This is a genomic window from Gemmatimonadota bacterium (assembly GCA_009838645.1).
Lineage (GTDB): Bacteria > JAAXHH01 > JAAXHH01 > JAAXHH01 > JAAXHH01 > JAAXHH01.
The window spans coordinates 140,263-156,353 of the sequence record VXRC01000042.1 but is presented as its reverse complement, the minus strand read 5'-3'; the positions used below and the strand labels follow the sequence as shown (position 1 = coordinate 156,353).

Here is a 16,091-nt window from a genome sequence, read left to right as displayed (position 1 = left end):
GGGGAAGGGGTGAGCCCCGAGGACTTCTTCGGCGAATCCGTCACAAGCGCGTCGGCGCCAGGTTCCAGGCCATCAGCGATTTGAACCGGGCCGCGCCTCCGCGTGCGAACAGACTGATGCCCGTGCTGTCGGTTCGCGTCGGATAGATGCGCTGGGTCACGCATTGCCGGCGGTTGGCGAAGACCTCGAGGATCGATCGGTCCAGGAAGATGCGCAGAAACAGCGGTTCGCCCGGTGCCAGTTTGAACGGCCCCTCCTGCGCGGTGACGTACTGCTCGCGCTCGGACAGGTGCGGCTGCAGACTTCGGTACCGCGTGTAACGAACTTCGCGGTCGAGGGAAGACCGGCTGACATCGACGCGCAGGACGCCCGCCGCCACGTCGCAGGAAACCGCGGTTTCCTCCTCGCCCCCCTGGGAGCGCCGCACTTTCACGCCGACCTCCCGCGCCTCCCGGGGATCGATCTCGATGTCCAGTTCCAGGCAGTCCCCACCGATTCCATCGACGGCCACTTCGGAATCGGCGGGTACTTCGATGGACCCATGGCGGCGTGCATCCAGCCGCAGCGCTTCAAGCTCCGGCACGGGATCGATCTGCAGGTGACCGCCGGGCCCCGGCGACAACAGGCGGGGAACGGTCATCGCGCCCGACCACCCGGATTCGCGCTCGCGATCGTTTCCGCGCAGTTCGCGGATCCAGTCGAAGAATACGCGCCGTCCATTGGGATCCAGCAGCGTCCTCGGACCGCCGAGATGTCCTCCTTCCCAGCTCATGCGCCCGTGCATCTCGGGAATAAACCGTTCATCCCGCACCTCACCGATGTAGTACTGGCTTCCCTGCAGATGGCTGCAGAAGAGCAGCATGTGCCGGTCGCCGAAGGGGAAGAAATCGGGCACGGCGCAGTCTTCGCCGCCTTCGGTCCATGCCCGCCTCGACTGGTAGAACACGTCGACGTACGCCCAGGTGCGCAGGTCCTCCGATTTGAACAGGAACGCGGCGTCCCCCCGGCCTTGAGGGTCCCGGTTGTTGACGGCGGCGTAATACTGGCCGTTCGCCAGCCACCCGCAGGGGTCGTGCATGGTGTAGCGGCCGAAATCGTCGCTTTCCGCTTCCGGCTCGGGGATCACCGGATTCCCCGGGTCTTTCGTCCATTCGATCAGCAGGTCGTCGCTGCTGCGGGCGAGACAGAGTCCGTCGGGGTTGCCGTAGTAGATCAGTACCGGAACCCCTTCCTTGCTGACCAGGGCGCCCCCGCTGAAACAGCCTTTCCGGTCCGGTCCGTCCGCATCCGGTTTCAGCGCCACGGGATGGTGGACCCAGTGCACCAGGTCGGTACTGGAAGCATGGCCCCACTGGATCAGATGCCAGTAGGCGCCGTGCGGATTGTACTGGTAGAAGATGTGATAGCGGCCCTTCCAGAACAGGGCCCCGTTGATGTCGTTCATCCAGGCCGCCGGCGGCGTGAAATGGTAGGCGGGCCGGTGCGGGTCGCTTGCATAGGAGGCAGCGAGCTCGCCGGCTTCCCGTATACGGGTTTCCATCCGTTCAATCCGGTTGTCGTCGGTCATTTTAGCGCTCCCGGGTTGCCTGCCTGGGATTTCTTCTTGCGGGTTGATGCATGGCCTGAGCCACGATTCGCGGACAGAACCGGTCTGGGCGAGTGGTCTTCAATGGGCGCTATTCGCGGAATCGGTGAAGATGTACTTGATTTGCCAAATACTCATGGGCGTAATTTACATGCGAAAACGAGGCACCGCCATTTCGTCGATCGTGGAGGTACCATGTTCATTGAAACCCCCCGGTACACGATTCGTTCGCTCAATTCGAACCGGACCTACTGGGAGCAGGACGTATTCCCGGATTGGACCGCCCTCAACTGCTACCGGCACTATCCGGACGGCGGCATCGGGACCGGTGTCGAACCCCATTACCACGACAACGACGAGCTTTGGCTGTTCACCACGGGCCTCGGAGAGGTCAGGCTGGACGGCGTAAGGCACGAGATCACGCCCAATACTCTGGTCTATACGCCCATGGGCTGCGTGCACCAGTTCCAGATGTTCACGTCCTACGAGAACAACGCCATCGTAACGCGCCTGGAGCGGGCAGGCAGGCCGCTGCACCTCACCGAGGAGGAGTATGGCCCCCCCGAGCCCACTGTGCCCGGTTTCGTCGTACCGGGTAGTGTCAATACCGGCCCCATACGGGATCCCGGGCCGCGATGCCCCATCTCCGAATGGCGGCTGCAGCGATATGAAGAGGTGAACGCCCAGGAAGACAACCAGCATGACGCCGTGCTGAACCGGAACGAGCACTGGATGGTGCTGAGCGGGGCCGTGCAACTGTCGCTGGGCGGACGAGAAGTTTCGCTCGAAACGGGGGATATCGCACTGATTCGGGCAGGGACGACCCGCCGGTTATCCGCGGAAGACCTCAGCACGCGGGTGGTGGTCGCACGGGAGCATCCGGTAGACGCGGCCTAGTCTTCGCCGGCCGCCTGGTGGATCTCGTCGAGCCACACGACCATCTCGGCCGTGATATCGTTGTGGGGGCCCGGAATGCCCATCTCCGGCCAGGCCCATGCCCCGTTCTCCAGCTGGGTTTCGACCAGGTTGTTGCCGACCCTGACCGCCATGTCGCGGTACTTCGCTTCCCCGGTAAGCGTGTAGAGCATCGCGCCGGCCCAACCGACCTTGCCGGCACGCAGCAGTCTGAAGTGGTAGTCCCCCACGTGCTCGCAGAATCGCATGTACGTTTTCGCCAGGTCCAGCCATTCCTCCTCGCCCGTGGCCATGTACAGCCGGCAAAGGAAACCCGCCGCGATGCCGGGATGGTAGAAGGACTGGTCCCGCGACTGGTCCCGGGTCAGCACGTACCTGAAGTCGTCGCCGTCCATCACCTCGGTGATCAGCCCGCGTTCGCGGCTGTAGACCGTCCACAACGCCTTCGGGTAATCGGGCTGTTCCTCCATCATGCGCCGCATCCAGGCGCCCACGCCCCTGGCCACGTCCAGCCTGCCGGTGTATACGGCGCACCAACCGCAGCCGCTCACGACCCACAGATCCTGTTCGGTGCCGCTGCCCCGCGCCGTCGGATGGGAGTAGAAGCCGCCGCTGGCGGGGTCGCGGAACCCGAGGAGAAAGTCCATGCCGCGCCGGGCCAGGTCGAAGGCGCCCATGCGATGGGCCGCCTTGATGACCCAGGCGTTGTGGTAGGTGTAGTAGTAGCTGTCGAGTTCGTTGGCGGAACGTGGACCGAAGTCGCCGTCGGGGAGGAACCCGTTGAGCCTGATCCACCTGAGCAGGCGGCTAGCCGCGTGAGACAGGCCGCACACGAGTAACGCGGCAGGTACCTTGTAGTATTCGGTGACGCCGAGACCGGGGTTGCCGAAACCGCTGTCCGCGTGCAACTGGCCAAGCAGGTAGCGACCGCCGCGGTCTCTCGCTTCCCTGAACGCGCTCATTCAGTACTCCGGCGTGGGGCGTTTGACGACCAAGTCCATTGGACCGGTTCGCATTCAAATACTCGTATTGATTCGTGTTAAGATAAACCGAACCCGCTTCATGATTGGATTCTACAACGGATCCATTACATTGTAAATCCGCACCGGGCATGTTTCGCGGCAACAAGGCCCTTCAATGTGCTAACTCGCATTCGATGTTTCATTCACAAACAAAGCGCCGCTGCCTCTATTGCAAACGGAACCTGACATGAAGATAACCTGTGTTGCGCGGTTTTGTATGATTTGGATGCTCTCGATATGTATCCCCGGTTGTTCGAACGTCATCTTTGTGGAATCGACGAACCAGAACAGCCGGGTCGATTACGTGGTGATTCACGCCACCTCGGCGAATTTCGCGGAATCGGTAAGATTGCTCACCACCCGGACCGGGCGTCCGGTCAGCGCACACTACCTGATTCCCGATGAAAACGACCCTACCTACGGTCACCGCCGGTTGCGTCTGCATCAATTCGTGAAGGAAAGCCGAAGGGCATGGCACGCCGGTGTCAGCTACTGGGCCGGGGATACGGGGCTTAACGCCCGATCCATCGGAATCGAGATCGTAAACGAGTTCAGTTGCGTGTCGGATACGTCAGCTGTCGAGGATATCGGTCCGGACGCGCTCGTCTGTGATTTCCCGCCTTTCAGTGAAGCGCAGATCGAGATGTTGATCGAATTGCTTCGGGACATTCAGCAACGGCACCCCCGCATTGGGCCGCTCGATTTCGTCGCTCACTCCGATATAGCGGTCCCACACAGGCGCCGGTCGGATCCGGGCCCCCTCTTCCCCTGGCGACGGCTGTACGACGAAGGCATAGGCGCCTGGTATGACGAGGAAACCAGGTTGCGTTACATGGCGCAATTCGAGGACCAGCTACCTGCGGTCGAAAGAGTGCAGACCGCGTTGCTCAGGCTCGGATACCTGGTCGAACCAACCGGCGAACTAGACCACCAGACGCGCTTCGCCGTACGCGCGTTTCAATTGCATTTCCGCCCCTCGGACTATGGCGGCGTGCCTGATGTGGAGACCGCGGCCATCCTCTGGAGCCTGATCGACAAATACCGCGGCGGGTACCTGCCTTGACTGCATGGTGCATGGTAAAATCCATCGCAGTTCAAAAAACGTCGAGAATACAAATTTGGAACGCGACTAATCGATAAATCAGCATAAGCGCACGACCTAAACTTCAGGTAAGGAGGATTGGATATGACAATGGTCGATTATTTGATGCCGGCGGCCGTGATTTTGGTAGCGGTGTTAGGTTGGATATTCAGTTGGATATTCTTCCTCAGGGGCAAGATGGTCGAAAAACGTGAATTGGATACGGCCACGAACAACCTGGTAAGAGAGATCGAAACGTTACGAGAAACTACGATGGCAACCTTTGCCGAATTGAAGGCCGATGTAAGAGAAATCAGGCATGACGTAAAGACCTTATTGTCACGCTAAATTTAAATGACAACCTACAGCTTCCCGAAGATCATAGACACGCCCAGGCTCATCCACTTCCAGTCGTCGCTGGACACATTGTACTGCGCCTGGAGGCTGAAACGGCCGAGCAACATTCCGATTCCGGGGGACACGACCAGGTCTCTTTCCGTGACGAAGCCCTCTTTCGTATTTGCGTTTGCGTTACCCATCTGCCGCGTTCTCTTGTACACCACACCTGCAGCGCCCTGCACAAATAAACGTTCCAACGGGTAGAATCGCAGGCCGGCGGTCACCGGAATGCTGGAGTAGTTGCCCTCGATCCGGTCGACGATGGCGTCGAGACCCTGGTCGACAAGGTCCTCCACTTCGGTACGGGACTTGATCTTCTCGCTGCCGTAGGTGACGTAGCCGCCCGAGCAGACCAGCTGGACGCGATAGCTGAACCAGTATGTCAGGGCGGCATGGGCGCCGTAACCGTAGTCCTCTTCGACCAGATCGGCAAGACCCGCGGCGGGGCGGGCCACTTCGCCGCCCAGGTTGAAATTGAACTGGCCGGACGCAGGCAGCGTGACCAAACTGACCGATGCCGCGAAGACCAACGCACGGAAGGCCTGTATCATGATACTTGTCCCCGATCCGGTCTAGACATTCACTGGTGTCCGTTCGACTTCACCGCCTGCGCGGGGCGTACCGTGGTCAGGCGGCTGGTGCCCGTGGTCAGGCGGGCGTTCCGCAGTCAGACGGGGCGGGCGTCCATGGGTATGTACCGCGCTTCGGTCGGCCCGGTATATTCGCCCAACGGGCGGATGATCCGGTTGTCGGCGTACTGTTCGAGGAGATGGGCGGTCCATCCGGTGATCCGGCTGCAGGCGAAAACGGGCGTGAACAACCCCGCCGGAATCCCCATGCTGGCATAGACCGATCCGGAATAGAAATCCACGTTGCAGGCGATACCCTTCAGGTCCATCATGGCTTGCTCGATCACGCGGGACATTTCATACCACTTCAGATCGCCCGCCTTCCTGCCCAGTTCCTCCGAGAGGCGGCGCAGGTGCGTTGCCCGGGGGTCTTCCGTCTTGTAGACGCGGTGGCCGAATCCGGGGATTTTCTCCCTGGCGGCCAATTTCTCCCTGACGTAGTCCCCGGCCAGGGAGATCTCCCCGATCTCGTTGAGCATGTCCATGACGTCCTTGTTGGCGCCGCCGTGCAGCGGTCCCTTGAGCGTGCCGACGGCCGACGTGACCGCCGAGTGCATGTCCGAGAGCGTGGCCGCGGTGACCCGTGCGGCGAAGGTGGACGCGTTCAGTTCGTGGTCGGCGTGCAGGATCAGGGCGATGTCGAAGGCCTTCGCGTGCTCGGCGTCCGGTACCGCGCCGTTCAGCATGTACAGGAAATTCGCGGCGTGGCCCAGGTCCGGATTCGGCGCGATGGGGTCGTCGCAGTTCGAGAGACGGTGCCAGGCGGCGGTTACGGACGCGAACTGGGCGGTCAGCCGGACGGCTTTGCGCAGGTTCGCTTCCCGGGTGTGGTTCGCCGCATCCGGGTCGTAGGCGGACAGGAACGACACGGCCGAACGGAGCACATCCATGGGCGCCGTGCGGCGCGGGAGTGCCCGCAGCAGATCCAGGACTTCGTTTCGCAGCGTCCTGCCGGCGAGGAGTTGCTCGTTGAGTTCCGCGAGTTGGACCGGTCCGGGCAGGTCGCCGTGCCACAGCAGGTAGGCGGTTTCCTCGAAATTGGAGTGGGCGGCCAGGTCGTGAATATCGTGGCCCCGGTAGAGCATTCTGCCCTTCAGGCCATCGATGAAACAGATGGCCGACTGCGCGGCTACGACACCTTCCAGACCTAGCTTGACCATTCCGTTTCTTCCCCGGTCGATACGGTTTTAAGCCGTGGACAGAATAGAGATGCGGCCCCGGGGTGTCAAGGTGTTTTTGGCCCGGGTTCTGCCGACGGGGTCGGTCTTTCCACAGGTTTTTTATTTGTCGATTCCACCCCCCTCGTTTATCTTATGCATCTTCGATTTTCCGGGCTGCTTCCACGGAGCGATGCAATGCCGACACCGCTGAATTCCGACACGGTCACCCATGGCATACGGGTCCAGGTATACCCGGGCTATCTGCCCGATCATTCCGATCCCGGCCAGAACCAGTACGTGTTCGCATACCGCATCGTCATCACCAATGACAGCGAGCGGTGGGTGAAATTGATCAACCGCCACTGGGTCATCATCAACGCCGACGGCAAGCGCAGCGAAGTCAGGGGTCCGGGCGTCGTGGGACTGCAGCCCGAACTCGAGCCTGGAGAAAACCACGAATACCAGAGCCTTTGCCCCCTGGACACGGAGTGGGGCACCATGGAAGGCGAATATGAAATGCAGGACGCGGACGGCCGTCACTTCGAAGTGGAGATCGGCCGGTTCTATCTCGCGATATCCTCGGACGAAAAGGTGGAGTCATGGCAAAAAAACTGACCGCGCAGGCGGAGGATTTCTCGGCCTGGTACAATGAAGTGATCGCGAAGGCCGAACTGGCCGACAACGCGCCGACCCGCGGCTGCATGGTCATCCGGCCATACGGTTTCGCGCTTTGGGAGAACATGGTGGCGGTGCTGGACCGGATGTTCAAGGATACCGGTCACGTAAACGCCTATTTCCCGTTGTTGATCCCCGACAGCTTCTTCCAGAAAGAAGCGGAGCACGTGGAGGGATTCTCGCCCGAATGCGCCGTGGTGACGCACGGCGGGGGCAAGAAGCTCGAAGAAAGCCTCATGGTCCGTCCGACGTCCGAGACCATCATTGCGGACATGTACGCCAGGTGGATCCAGTCCTATCGCGACCTGCCGCTGCTCATCAACCAGTGGGCCAACGTCTTCCGATGGGAACTGCGGCCGAGGGCCTTCCTGCGGACGACCGAATTCCTCTGGCAGGAGGGCCACACGGCCCACGCCACGGCGGCGGAGGCCGAGGAGGAAACCTTGCGCATCCTGGACATCTACCGCACCTTCGCGGAAGACTACATGGCGATTCCGGTGCTGTACGGTCCGAAAACCGACGCCGAAAAGTTCCCCGGCGCGCTTCAGACCTACGCCATCGAGGGCATGATGAAGGACGGCAAGGCCCTGCAGATGGGCACTTCGCACGACCTGGGGCAGAACTTCTCCCGGGCCTTCAACATCGATTTCCAGACGCGGGACGGGTCGCGCGAACACGTCTACCAGACAAGCTGGGGCATGAGCACCCGGACCGTCGGCGCCATCATCATGGCCCATGGCGACGACAGGGGGCTGGTACTGCCACCCCGCCTGGCGCCTCACCAGGTCGTCGTCATTCCCATCGCGAAGTCCGACGAGGAACAGTCCGTCGTGCGGGAAGCCGTCGACAAGCTGGTTGCGTCGCTGGAAGGCGTGCGGGTGAAGGTCGACAACCGCGAGCAGTTCGGCCTGGGCTGGAAGTTCACCGAGTGGGAAACGAAGGGGGTGCCGCTGCGTGTGGAACTCGGCCCGCGGGACATCGCGTCCGGCCAGGCGGTGGTCGTGCGCAGGGATACGGGGGAAAAGGATTTCGTTCCCCTCGAGTCCCTGGGCAAGCGGATCGGGGACCTGCTGGAGACCGTGCAGCAGGATATGTTCCAGCGCGCCCTGGATTTCCGCGAAGCCCGTTCCCGGGAGATCCGGGACCGGGAAGCCTTCATGTCGGCCGCGAACGGCGACGGGGGGTTCATCCACGCGCACTGGTGCGGCGATCCGGCGTGCGAAGCCGCGGTCAAAGACGAAACCCGGAACACGATCCGGTGCGTCCCCATGGACTGGGAGGCCGATCCGGGCGCCTGCGCGTATTGCGGGGGGACGTCGGAACGAAAGGTCGTCTACGCCCAGGCCTACTGATCCCCGTACATCCCCAGCACTTCCATCGCCGCGTTGCGCCCGTTGACGGCAATCACGCTGCCGCCCGGGTGGGTGCAAGCCCCGCACAGGTAGACCCCGGGCATGGGCGTCCGCGGTTCGAGCCGCTTGTCCCACATGAAGGCAGGCAGGATCTCGCCCTGGAAGATATGGCCGCCGGTCAGTCCCACCTTCTTCTCGATATCCGGCGGACCCATGACGTCCATGTGCAGGACGGCGTCGGGAATGTTGCTGCAGAAGCGGCCGAGCGATGCCAGGGCCAGCCTCCCCACCTCCTCCCTCCGGGAATCCCAGTCACCCTCGGCGAAGTCGTAGGGGACGAACTGGGCGAAGATGCTCATGGTGTGACGGCCCGCCGGCGCCACGCTCGGGTCGTGGGCGGTGTGGAAGTAGAGTTCCTCCCAGAGGCGCGGGGGCAACCGGCCTTCTCCGGCCATGCCGTGGTATTCGTGCCATTGCCGTGCGGTAAGGGGGATGTTGACCTGGCCCCGGTGGTGGTCCTCGTCCGTCCCAGGCCGGCAGGTGAAATCCGGCAATTCGGCGAGAGCCATGTTGATCTTGACGGTCGCGCCGGTTTGGGGCACCGATTCCACGCGGTCCTTCCACGCCCCGTCGGCTGCGTCGCCGAGGAGTCGCAGCGTGACCCGGGGATCGGCGTTCGATACGACCGCCTTCGCGCGGACGCGTTCGCCGCCCTCCAGCTCCACGCCCTCTCCGGGCACGATGCGGGCGACGGGCACGCCCGCGGCCACCACGGCGCCCGAGTCGCGCGCAATATCGCACAGCATGAAGGACACCATGCCCATGCCGCCCTGCACGTACCCCCACATGCCGGGCATGCCGCCCATGGTGCCCGTGGAGTGGAAAACGTGTACGGAGGCGGTCCCGGGCTCGCAGGGGCTGGCGTTCGTCCCGATCACGCCCTGGCCGGTCAGGGCCATCCGCAGCCGCTCGTCTTCGAGGTACCGCTCGACGTATTCGACCATGGACCATTCGAAGAGCATACCGATGGCCTCCCGGTCGCCGTTGAGACGTTCTTCGATCTGTTCCCGGGTCGGCGCCCGCCCGATCCAGATGTCTTCCTTGCCCGGCGGACGAAGGGCCTCCCGGATGCGCCGCATGGGCGCGTACATGGCCTCGAAACCCCTCACGTCCCGGGGCGACAGGCGGCGGATCTCCTCCAGGCAGCGGTCGTCGTCCTCCCACAACTGTACGCTCGACCCGTCCTCGAAGGGTACGAACATGCCCGCTTCGGCCGGCGTCCATCGGTAGCCGTAGCGTGCGAAATCCAATTCCTCGATCACCAGGGGATGGAGCAGGCCGGCGAGGTAGGCGCAGGGCGACACGCGGTATCCCGGCCAGGTCTCTTCGAGCGTGCAGGCGCCACCCACGCGTTCCCGGGCTTCCAGGACCAGCACCCGCTTCCCGGCACGGGCGAGGTAGGCCGCGCAGGCCAGGCCATTGTGGCCGGCGCCCACGACGACCGCGTCCCAGTCCCGTCCCGCGAGCGAGGACACGGGTTCGGGCAGGCCGATGCGGCCCAGCAGGTCGCGGCAGGACCCGTCCGGGGACGAAGCCGCCACGGATGGTGACGCCGCTGATGAAGATGTCGCGGACAAAGATGTTGCGGACAAAGATGCCTCCGATCTGGCGGTACGTGTACGCATGCCGGTCATCCGACGGCGTTCTTCATCCTAAATCAGGTTCGGCAACAACGGGTGGTCCCGGTTTTCCAGCGGCAGGGCAATGCGGCTTTCCGCCAGGTGGGCGGCAAAGACGCCGTGGATCATCTCCAGCGCCCAGCGCCCGTCGTATCCGCTGTTCACCGGCCTGCGTCCGTCCCGCCTCGCCTCGAACACGTCGCGGACGATGGCGGCGTTGGCCGCCGCCTGAAGCGCGCTCATTGAAGGCTGCTCGGAAGGCTCAAGTTCCAGTGCTTCCGCGGTAACGTCGCGAATCGACGCGTCGTCGTCCGGATGCCAGACCGGGGACTCGTAGATCCTGATCTGCTGGGAAGATTCGTGGACGGTCATGATGCCCTCCGACCCATACACCCACATCCCGTACCTCCGGGGGTGAGGGGCCTGGTTGCGGCGCGTTTCGAAAGTGGCCGTCACGCCGTGGCCGAAACCGTACATCGCGTGGATGGCGTCGCCCGCGATGAGGCCCAGTTCCTCCGGACCCTCCACGGCGTCTTCCAGGGTCGCGGGCCGGCCGCCGGCCATGGTCACCGACGCCTGCACCCAGGCGGGGTTTCTGCCCAGGAGGAACCTGAGCATGTCGAAAAGGTGGGTGCCCAGCACCATGAGGTCCTCGCCGCCTCCGCGATGATCCTCCTTGCCGTTCATGCCGACGTGGAGGATATCCCCGATGGCGCCGTCGGCGAGCAGTTGACGGGCACGCCACGCGGCCGCGTGCATGCGGCCCTGGTGGGCGATGCCCATCATCACTCCGGCCTTCTCGCAGGCTTCGATCATGGCGTCGGCCTCGGACAGCGTGCGGGCCATGGGCTTTTCGAGGAATATACACGCGCCCGCTTCCGCGACGGCCAGGGTCATTGCGGCGTGCTGGTCGAGCCAGCGGGGACAGATGCTGACGATATCGAACCACTCGTTGCGCAGCATCTCCCGGTAATCCGTATACAGGTTCCGCACGCCGAGCCGCCGGCCCGCTTCCCGCAGACCGTCCGGATCGTCGTCGGCCACGGCGATGATGTCCACGTCATCCATTTCGAGGTACACCGTGTCCAGGCCATGGCCGTAGTTGCCCCGGCCGGTGCGTCCGATGACCCCCGCCCTGTATCGTCGGTCCATTCGATGCTCCTGAGGTATCGGCGCTATTCCGGAAGCCTCTCCCGGTGGATCGCTCACGGAGCCGCCATCATCCAGCCCGCGATATTCAGGACCAGCAGCAACCCCAGTATGGCGTAATCGCGCCAGACGAAGGGGAAAGCAAGGTACTCCGTTCTCCTGCCCCGCATGCCGAAACCCTTGGATTCCAGGGCCATGGAAAGCAGGTCGGTATCCCTGATCGCGTACACGAATATGGGCACCAGCAGCGGCACGTACTTGCGGGCCCGCTGCAATACGTTCCCGCGCTTGAGATCGAGGCCCCGTGCCTGCTGGGCCTGGACGACCGTGCCGATACGCGTAAAAAACAGGGGAACGAGCCGAAAGGCAAGGGAGAGCGCGAAACTGACGGCGAAGGGCAGCCCGATAGCCCGGAGCCCGTAGGCGAATTCTTCCACTTTCGTGCATGAAACGAAGACCATGCCGGAAACGAGCATTGCCTCTAGCCTGAATCCCATGGCGAACCCGAACCGTATGGACTCCGTCGAGAGCGTGAACAGTCCGAAGGACCAGAACGGATCGCCGACGCGTCTGAACAGCGACCATGACACGACGCTGAACAGGAGCACGGTGATCATGAGCGGCAGGATCCGGCGTAGGTTTCTGAACGCGCCGGCCGAACGGGCCAGCAACAGGACACCCGACAGGATTACCAACTGGTACCAGGGTGACTGGAAGGCCACCGTGAGGATCAGCAACAGGGCCAGTCCCACGATCTTCGTCGAGGGATGGAGCCGATGCAACAGGGAATCCGAGGGTATGTAGAGCACCATGGGCGGTCCGGTCCGCAGGCCCTGTGCCTGTGCGGCCGGGTACTATTCCTCCACGCGTTCCAGGCAGCCGGCAATCTCTTTGACGGAACGTGCCACGAGTCCGAATTCATAACCGAGACGGACGGCCTCGGGCGCTTCCAGGTACAGCGATTCCAGCAATTCGGGATTGCTGAAACACGACCGCACGTCTCCGTCCTGGACGACGCGCCCGCCCGACATGATGACGCAGCGGTCGGCGTATTCGGCGACGACCCACATGGAATGGGTGATCATGACCACGGTACGGCCCGATTCGTTGAGCCGCCGGACCAGGTTCAGTATGGCGACCTGGCCGTGATAGTCCAGCCCGGTGGTCGGTTCATCCAGGACGAGGATCTCGGGGTCCGTGGCCAGCACCGACGCCACGGCCAGCTGCTGTCTTTCTCCCCGGGTCAGGTTGAAGGGGTCCTCGAAATCCCGGCCGGACAGGCCGGTCTCGGCCAGGGCCGCGTCCACTTTCTCGACGACCTTTTCTTCGGAGAACCCGTAGTTCAGGGCGCCGAAGGCGACTTCGTCCCGCACGGTATTGGCGAAGATCTGATGGTCCGGATTCTGGAATACGTATCCGACGCGCCGTCCCAGTTCGGGCAGGGTCCAGTCGGTGGTGGACTTGTCCAGGACCCGGACCTCGCCCTCCGTCGGGGCGTGCAGTCCGTTGAGATGCTTGGCGAGTGTCGTCTTTCCGCAGCCGTTCTGCCCGACCAGTGCAACAAATTCGCCGGCCGAGATGTCCAGGCTGACCCCGTCCACGGCCGGCGGTGCTTCGCCGTACCTGTAGACCAGGTTTTCTATGTGCACGACAGACTGGCGCGACTCACCCGGAGATTCACAGGGCGGTTCACCCGGCGGTTCACCCGGCGGTTCGCTCCGGCGCGCGTCTTCCAGGCTTTCCCGGGCAGACTCCCCGACGCGCCATCCGGCCGAACGGATTCGGGCCACCGCGTCCTGTATGGTCAGCGCATCGGTCTCCAGGCCCAATTCGGACAACAGCACCGTGGTCTGGAGCGGCCGGACGCCATGCCGTTCCACGTTCCGGGGATCGGCCAGGATCTCGCCGGGCGGCCCCTCCTGGACGATACGACCCTCGTGCATCAACAGGATCCGGTCCGCGCTCAGGACGTGTTCGGTCTCGTGCTCCACCAGGATGATGCCCTCAATCTCGTTCCGCAGGATCTGGGCGAGCTTGAAGATGTCTCGCTTGCCGACGGGATCCAGGTCGGTCGTCGGTTCGTCCATGACCACCACCGAGGGACTGCCCGCGAGCACCGAGGCGATGGCCAGCCGCTGCTTCTCGCCCCCCGACAGGCTGGCGGGGTCCCGCTGTTCGAAACCCGACAGGCCGACCCGGTTCAGCGCCCGTTCGACGCGGGTTTTCATCTGATCGCGTTCCACGGCGAAGTTCTCGAGCGCGAAAGCCGTCTCCAGTTCCACGTTGGTGGAGAACAGCTGCGCCTCGAAGTCCTGGAAGACCAGGCCGACGATCCGCGCCAGTTCGTAGACCTGCGGACGTTCGGATTCCCGGTGGCCGGCTACCTGCAGGCTTCCGTCGAGCCTGCCCTTTGTAAAGGAGGGTATCAGCCCGTTCAGGCAGCGGCACAGGGTGGATTTCCCCGCGCCGGTCTCGCCGACGATCACTGTGAACTCGCCGCGGCGATGACGGTAGTCGATCTGATCGAGCGCGGGCTTCGCAGCGTCCCGGTAGGTGAACGCGAGGTCGCTGAGCGTGAGGATCGGCTGGTTCAAGAGACTTGATTCATGGAGGGATTGCACCGTGTATGGCCGTGATTGGAAACCGCGGGATGTTAGCGGATGTTCGGGTGTTTGTCAATAACGGCATGGATTCGACGGCAGGCCGTTCCTCGTATCGCCTGCATCATCGAAGCGCCTTTGGCGATAGCGCGATGGAACCTTTACCCTTGTTAAATCGCTTCAATATAGTAAGTTAACAAGGCATCCAGAATCTTTCAGACTTATTTGAATATCGCATGCGGGTTGTCATCGCAGGGGCCGGACAGTCGATCGTGGCCCCAGGCAGTCGATCACGGCCCCGGGCATGGAATCGACATGGTGCGTTGTTCCGTTCTCGCCTCCATCTTGCTCCTCTCGGCCTGTTCCCTGGCGCCGAACCGAAACTTTCCGGTGCTCGAATCGGTACCGGAGACGCCCGGCGCGTTTGCCGCCGGCGTGGCGGATTCGGGTGCATACAGGCCCCTGGCGTGGTGGAAGTCATTTGAAGATCCGGTACTCGACCGGGTAGTCGAGGAGGTGCTCTCTTCGAATTTCGACCTGGCCGGAGCGGTCGCCCGGGTACAGCAGGCCCGGAGCCGGGCAGGCGTCGCGCGGGCTTCGGCGTTTCCCCTGCTTCAGCCTTCGGTGAGCGTGAACGAATTCGACGGTCCTACGAACGCGGGCATCGGCGCGCAGCTGGAGGAAGTCGGTCTGGATCCGGAAGCCCTGAGCGCGGCGGGCGTGGAGATTCCCGACCGTCTGGGACTCACCACCTATACTCTAAGCATGGAATTCGCCTACGAACTCGATTTCTGGGGCCGCAACGGCAACGATACGCGATCCGCCGAGGCCGAACTGGCGGCCACCGAGGCGGACTATCTCAGTGCGCGCATGGGGGTGCTGGCCGAGACCGTCCGTACCTATCTGGAGATTTCCAGTCTGCGCCGGCAACAGGGGCTGGCCGGCGAGATCGTGGCCGTCCTGCAACAACAGGAATCGCTTGCCGAGTCCCGGTACGAGCGGGGACTGATCGAATTAGGGGATCTCCATGCGGCGAGGCGCAGACTGCGCGAAGCCCAGGCTGAACTGCCGCAGATCGAAGCGCTGCGTGCGGACGCCGAGGGGCGCCTTTGGATACTCATGGGCGGCTTCCGGGCCGACCTGGCACATACGCTGTCCGATTCCGCCGGTCCTTCGCCTTCACTCGACCCCGTCCCCGCGGGCATTCCGGCCGATCTCATGGTCCAGCGGCCCGATGTGCTCGCGGCATTGCAGCGGGTGGAGGCGGCGCGGTTTTCCGTCGGCGCTCGGCGCGCCGACCTGCTGCCGAGGTTGTCTCTGCAGGGCGCGATCGGCCTGCAGAGCACCGAATCGAGCGAATGGTTCGACCCCAATCAGTGGTTCAGGAACCTCACCGCGAACCTGCTGGGTCCCGTATTCCAAGGCTCCCGGATCCGGAACAATATAGCAATCGCGGAGGCACGGCTGAACGTGGCCGCGGCCGCTTACGGACGCTCCGTGGTCACCGCGGTAAACGAAGTCGAATCGGCCCTGGTGGGACTCGACGCCAGCCGCCGCAGACATGCGCTGCTGGCCGCCATCTCCGATGAATCCCGGTCCGAATCGGCACTGCAGGAGCAGAGATACGTATCGGGTGTGGGTGCTTACGAATCGTTCCTGGCGGCGGAACAGTCCCGATTGGCCGCGCAGTCCATGCTTGCGGCGGCGGAACGTGACCTGGGTTACGCCCGTCTCGCCCTGCATCGTGCACTGGGCGGCACCTGGACCGCCAACGACAGTGAGCGCCTCATGCTGCGGCAGACCCAGCCGGACGGGCGTCTCCCTGCCCGTCCTCCAACGGAGTGA

Annotated in this window: 14 protein-coding genes; 6 read left to right on the top strand and 8 right to left on the bottom strand. The window is 63.3% G+C overall.

Going from position 1 to position 16,091, the window contains the following annotated elements; all coding sequences use genetic code 11:
* Positions 1 to 40 precede the first annotated feature (40 nt).
* On the bottom strand, positions 41 to 1,540 hold the full coding sequence (locus F4Y38_12255) for a glycoside hydrolase family 32 protein (protein MXY50054.1): 1,500 nt from the start codon (positions 1,538 to 1,540) through the stop codon (positions 41 to 43).
* Between F4Y38_12255 and F4Y38_12250 the strand changes: the two genes are divergently transcribed.
* Positions 1,466 to 2,482, top strand: a complete 1,017-nt coding sequence (locus F4Y38_12250; protein MXY50053.1) for a hypothetical protein — start codon at positions 1,466 to 1,468, stop codon at positions 2,480 to 2,482. The two genes, F4Y38_12255 and F4Y38_12250, sit on opposite strands and share 75 nt — an antisense overlap.
* On the opposite strand, the gene F4Y38_12245 is transcribed toward F4Y38_12250, so the two are convergent.
* Positions 2,479 to 3,462 carry a hypothetical protein gene (locus tag F4Y38_12245; GenBank protein MXY50052.1) on the bottom strand — a complete coding sequence of 328 codons (984 nt, stop codon included), beginning with the start codon at positions 3,460 to 3,462 and terminating at the stop codon, positions 2,479 to 2,481. The two genes, F4Y38_12250 and F4Y38_12245, sit on opposite strands and share 4 nt — an antisense overlap.
* A gap of 286 nt (positions 3,463 to 3,748) precedes the next feature.
* On the opposite strand from F4Y38_12245, the gene F4Y38_12240 reads away from it, so the two are divergent.
* Both F4Y38_12240 and F4Y38_12235 read left to right on the top strand, forming a co-directional pair.
* Complete coding sequence (locus F4Y38_12240) at positions 3,749 to 4,585, top strand: N-acetylmuramoyl-L-alanine amidase (protein MXY50051.1); 837 nt, start codon at positions 3,749 to 3,751, stop codon at positions 4,583 to 4,585.
* Positions 4,586 to 4,708: 123 nt separating this feature from the next.
* A complete protein-coding gene (locus F4Y38_12235; protein ID MXY50050.1) occupies positions 4,709 to 4,951 on the top strand; it encodes a hypothetical protein in 243 nt (80 codons plus the stop codon).
* Between the two features lie 14 nt (positions 4,952 to 4,965).
* On the opposite strand, the gene F4Y38_12230 is transcribed toward F4Y38_12235, so the two are convergent.
* Positions 4,966 to 5,553, bottom strand: a complete 588-nt coding sequence (locus tag F4Y38_12230; GenBank protein MXY50049.1) for a hypothetical protein — start codon at positions 5,551 to 5,553, stop codon at positions 4,966 to 4,968.
* A 116-nt stretch (positions 5,554 to 5,669) separates the two neighbouring features.
* Positions 5,670 to 6,791: a citrate synthase gene (locus F4Y38_12225; protein MXY50048.1), complete on the bottom strand. Its 1,122-nt coding sequence runs from the start codon at positions 6,789 to 6,791 to the stop codon at positions 5,670 to 5,672.
* A 195-nt stretch (positions 6,792 to 6,986) separates the two neighbouring features.
* On the opposite strand from F4Y38_12225, the gene apaG reads away from it, so the two are divergent.
* The gene (gene apaG / locus F4Y38_12220; GenBank protein ID MXY50047.1) at positions 6,987 to 7,406 is read left to right on the top strand and encodes a Co2+/Mg2+ efflux protein ApaG; all 420 of its coding nucleotides are present in this window, start codon (positions 6,987 to 6,989) and stop codon (positions 7,404 to 7,406) included.
* Positions 7,391 to 8,818 (top strand): proline--tRNA ligase, encoded by a 1,428-nt coding sequence (locus tag F4Y38_12215; GenBank protein MXY50046.1) that lies wholly within the window; start codon positions 7,391 to 7,393, stop codon positions 8,816 to 8,818. Before apaG ends, F4Y38_12215 begins: the two co-directional genes overlap by 16 nt.
* On the opposite strand, the gene F4Y38_12210 is transcribed toward F4Y38_12215, so the two are convergent.
* The 4 genes from F4Y38_12210 to F4Y38_12195 are packed head-to-tail and all read right to left on the bottom strand — an operon-like array spanning position 8,812 to position 14,267.
* Positions 8,812 to 10,503 (bottom strand): NAD(P)/FAD-dependent oxidoreductase, encoded by a 1,692-nt coding sequence (locus F4Y38_12210; protein ID MXY50045.1) that lies wholly within the window; start codon positions 10,501 to 10,503, stop codon positions 8,812 to 8,814. The two genes, F4Y38_12215 and F4Y38_12210, sit on opposite strands and share 7 nt — an antisense overlap.
* A gap of 27 nt (positions 10,504 to 10,530) precedes the next feature.
* Positions 10,531 to 11,649 (bottom strand): Gfo/Idh/MocA family oxidoreductase, encoded by a 1,119-nt coding sequence (locus tag F4Y38_12205; GenBank protein MXY50044.1) that lies wholly within the window; start codon positions 11,647 to 11,649, stop codon positions 10,531 to 10,533.
* A gap of 53 nt (positions 11,650 to 11,702) precedes the next feature.
* Positions 11,703 to 12,458 (bottom strand): energy-coupling factor transporter transmembrane protein EcfT, encoded by a 756-nt coding sequence (locus tag F4Y38_12200; protein MXY50043.1) that lies wholly within the window; start codon positions 12,456 to 12,458, stop codon positions 11,703 to 11,705.
* 42 nt (positions 12,459 to 12,500) lie between these two features.
* Positions 12,501 to 14,267 carry an ABC transporter ATP-binding protein gene (locus F4Y38_12195; protein MXY50042.1) on the bottom strand — a complete coding sequence of 589 codons (1,767 nt, stop codon included), beginning with the start codon at positions 14,265 to 14,267 and terminating at the stop codon, positions 12,501 to 12,503.
* A 294-nt stretch (positions 14,268 to 14,561) separates the two neighbouring features.
* Between F4Y38_12195 and F4Y38_12190 the strand changes: the two genes are divergently transcribed.
* Positions 14,562 to 16,091, top strand: a complete 1,530-nt coding sequence (locus F4Y38_12190; protein MXY50041.1) for an efflux transporter outer membrane subunit — start codon at positions 14,562 to 14,564, stop codon at positions 16,089 to 16,091.

What these genes read in the sequence shown, in the direction of transcription:
- F4Y38_12240 (MXY50051.1), top strand. Translation starts at nt 3,749, where the DNA reads ATGCTCTCGATATGTATCCCCGGTTGTTCGAACGTCATCTTTGTGGAA.
- F4Y38_12255 (MXY50054.1), bottom strand. Translation starts at nt 1,540, where the DNA reads ATGGAAACCCGTATACGGGAAGCCGGCGAGCTCGCTGCCTCCTATGCA.
- apaG (MXY50047.1), top strand. Translation starts at nt 6,987, where the DNA reads ATGCCGACACCGCTGAATTCCGACACGGTCACCCATGGCATACGGGTC.
- F4Y38_12210 (MXY50045.1), bottom strand. Translation starts at nt 10,503, where the DNA reads ATGCGTACACGTACCGCCAGATCGGAGGCATCTTTGTCCGCAACATCT.
- F4Y38_12225 (MXY50048.1), bottom strand. Translation starts at nt 6,791, where the DNA reads ATGGTCAAGCTAGGTCTGGAAGGTGTCGTAGCCGCGCAGTCGGCCATC.
- F4Y38_12235 (MXY50050.1), top strand. Translation starts at nt 4,709, where the DNA reads ATGACAATGGTCGATTATTTGATGCCGGCGGCCGTGATTTTGGTAGCG.
- F4Y38_12230 (MXY50049.1), bottom strand. Translation starts at nt 5,553, where the DNA reads ATGATACAGGCCTTCCGTGCGTTGGTCTTCGCGGCATCGGTCAGTTTG.
- F4Y38_12200 (MXY50043.1), bottom strand. Translation starts at nt 12,458, where the DNA reads ATGGTGCTCTACATACCCTCGGATTCCCTGTTGCATCGGCTCCATCCC.
- F4Y38_12190 (MXY50041.1), top strand. Translation starts at nt 14,562, where the DNA reads ATGGTGCGTTGTTCCGTTCTCGCCTCCATCTTGCTCCTCTCGGCCTGT.
- F4Y38_12215 (MXY50046.1), top strand. Translation starts at nt 7,391, where the DNA reads ATGGCAAAAAAACTGACCGCGCAGGCGGAGGATTTCTCGGCCTGGTAC.
- F4Y38_12205 (MXY50044.1), bottom strand. Translation starts at nt 11,649, where the DNA reads ATGGACCGACGATACAGGGCGGGGGTCATCGGACGCACCGGCCGGGGC.
- F4Y38_12250 (MXY50053.1), top strand. Translation starts at nt 1,466, where the DNA reads ATGGTAGGCGGGCCGGTGCGGGTCGCTTGCATAGGAGGCAGCGAGCTC.
- F4Y38_12245 (MXY50052.1), bottom strand. Translation starts at nt 3,462, where the DNA reads ATGAGCGCGTTCAGGGAAGCGAGAGACCGCGGCGGTCGCTACCTGCTT.